The organism is Pseudomonas protegens (assembly GCF_003732485.1).
GTDB lineage: Bacteria > Pseudomonadota > Gammaproteobacteria > Pseudomonadales > Pseudomonadaceae > Aquipseudomonas > Aquipseudomonas protegens_B.
Genome location: NZ_MOAK01000056.1, coordinates 5,844 through 7,798, shown reverse-complemented (window position 1 = coordinate 7,798; position 1,955 = coordinate 5,844). Strand labels below are relative to the sequence as shown.

The following is a 1,955-nucleotide window of genomic DNA, read 5'->3' as shown; positions in this document are numbered from 1 at the left end:
CGGCAGGCTCGCCAGCAGCGCCGCCAGCCCCGGCTGTTGCGCCGCTTCCCGGGCCGCCCGCTGCCAAGCCACCTGACGGATCTCCTCGGCGTTGATCAGGCAGTCGCCAAAACCACCGGGCAGCAGCAGGCTCGCCAACAGATTGAAGCCTTGCTCCAGCGCCGTCGACGGCAGCCCCAAAAGCCCGAACAAGGCCGCGGTGGCGCGGTTGGCGGCCAGTACCTGCCAGCCGCTGTCGATGACAATGGCCGGCGCCGGGTTGTTGGCCTGGAGCAGGTGCATCAGCGCGGCGCGCACCGGCGCAAGACCCGGATCGCTCAACGGCAAGGCGGCATAACGGGGGGCGTAGCCGGCGGCGAGATACACCCGGTTGCGTATTTCCAGCGGGGTATCCAGGGTGCTCAGCACGCTGTGCAGCAACGCTGGGCTGGGCTGCGCCCGGCCCGTCTCGACACAGCTCAGATGCCGTTGCGACATGCCCGCCTGCAACGCCAGGTCCAGCTGACTCAAGCGCGCCTGCCGCCGCAACTGGCGCAGCTGCGCGCCGACCGACAGCACTGGCACGGGAACGCGGTCAAGGGGTTCGAGCATCGGGTTTGGTCATCCTGTGGGTGGGTTAGCCGCTGGCGGGCCGCTCAGCGAACAGGCTTGAAAAAGATCAGCTCGGGATCGTCCTCATCCAGGTTTTCGATCACCCCGCTGGGACGGAAGCCGGCTTTGGCCAGCAACCCCTGGGCCGCCCGATTGGAACGGTTGGTGGAAGTGAACAGCTTGCTCGTCCGACAAGCCTTCTCGGCGGCAGCGAGCAGCCGTTGTGCCACCCCCTGACGCTGTTGCCCGGGCGCCACAACCACCAGGGAAATGAACCCCTGATCGAAAAAATCATGATTGAGCAGCACATAACCGGCGATCCCGTCGCACGCCAACTCGACCCACACCTGGCCCCGCCCGACCGCCTCGCGAAGCGCCTGGCCCCGGCTGGCATGGGCTTGTGCGTAGGCATCAAAACCGAGCATGGCCGGCACATCGTCGGGCCGTGCCTCACGGATCACCCTCGAGGTGCCTGGCTCAGGAGCCTGTTCGTTGTCGCTCATCGCTACTCGTTCCTTGAAGGTGGTTGTCGTTCTGTGCCGCCCAGCTGAGCGCTTGTGCCCCACGCCTGTCTATGACCTGGAAGGTCATTGAGTGGCCCGGGGGTTGCCACTTAGCCTGTTCGCTCCCCGTAGTTCAAGGAGTTTAACGGTGAGAAAAACCCTCTGGCGCCTATGCCTGGCCTTGTTCGCCGGCCATGAACTGGACGCCGTGGCCCAAGCCGAGTGGCGCCTGCTGTATGGCTTGCGCGACCTCGACCCGGCGCTTGGCCAACAGTGGTTCATTGCGCTGCATGTACCGCTGTGCGCCGCACTGATGTGGCTGATCGGGCACCCGCGCCAGGCCATGCGACGCACCAGCCGGCAATTGCTGGCCGCCTTTGCCGTGGTCCATGCCGGGCTGCATTACAACCTTCAGCTGCACCCGCTGTACCTCTTCGACTCGCTGCTCTCGCAAACGCTGATCGTCTCCTGTGGCGCCAGCGGCCTCCTCTACCTGATGCTGGACCTGGGCCGGCAACGCGGCCAATGCGCCAACTGATCCCATCACCGCTCAAGGAACCCATCATGCCCCGTCCCTACCTTGCTTTGCTGGCCCTGCTGGCCTTCAGTGCCTACACCCTGTTCACCCTGCTCCAGGCGCAGCAGTCGCTGCTGCAGTTCGGTGTGCAACTGCTGTCGCAACCCGACACCGCGCAGGTGGTCATCGACCTGTACCTGATGGCGCTGCTGGCTGGACTGTGGATGCTGCGAGACGCCCGGGCCCGGGGGCGCTCGGCGCTGTCGGTGCTGCCCTACCTGCTGCTGACGGCGGTCTTCGTCTCCATCGGCCCGTTGCTGTACATCGTGGTCAACGGCTTTGGC

At 65.7% G+C, this 1,955-nt stretch carries 4 protein-coding genes; 2 read left to right on the top strand and 2 right to left on the bottom strand.

Translation table 11 applies throughout. From position 1 onward, the window contains the following. Together BLX41_RS15345 and BLX41_RS15340 are read right to left on the bottom strand one after the other, a co-directional pair. Positions 1–591 (bottom strand): helix-turn-helix domain-containing protein (locus tag BLX41_RS15345; RefSeq protein ID WP_259744930.1); only part of this gene is annotated, 591 nt, incomplete at its 3' end. A 44-nt stretch (positions 592–635) separates the two neighbouring features. Continuing rightward, complete coding sequence (locus BLX41_RS15340) at positions 636–1,094, bottom strand: GNAT family N-acetyltransferase (protein ID WP_123725589.1); 459 nt, start codon at positions 1,092–1,094, stop codon at positions 636–638. Positions 1,095–1,242: 148 nt separating this feature from the next. Between BLX41_RS15340 and BLX41_RS15335 the strand changes: the two genes are divergently transcribed. Further along, positions 1,243–1,632 (top strand): DUF6713 family protein, encoded by a 390-nt coding sequence (locus BLX41_RS15335; protein ID WP_259744929.1) that lies wholly within the window; start codon positions 1,243–1,245, stop codon positions 1,630–1,632. Between the two features lie 26 nt (positions 1,633–1,658). Further along, positions 1,659–1,955, top strand: a 297-nt coding sequence (locus BLX41_RS15330) for a DUF2834 domain-containing protein (protein WP_123725587.1), incomplete at its 3' end; no start/stop codon positions are given.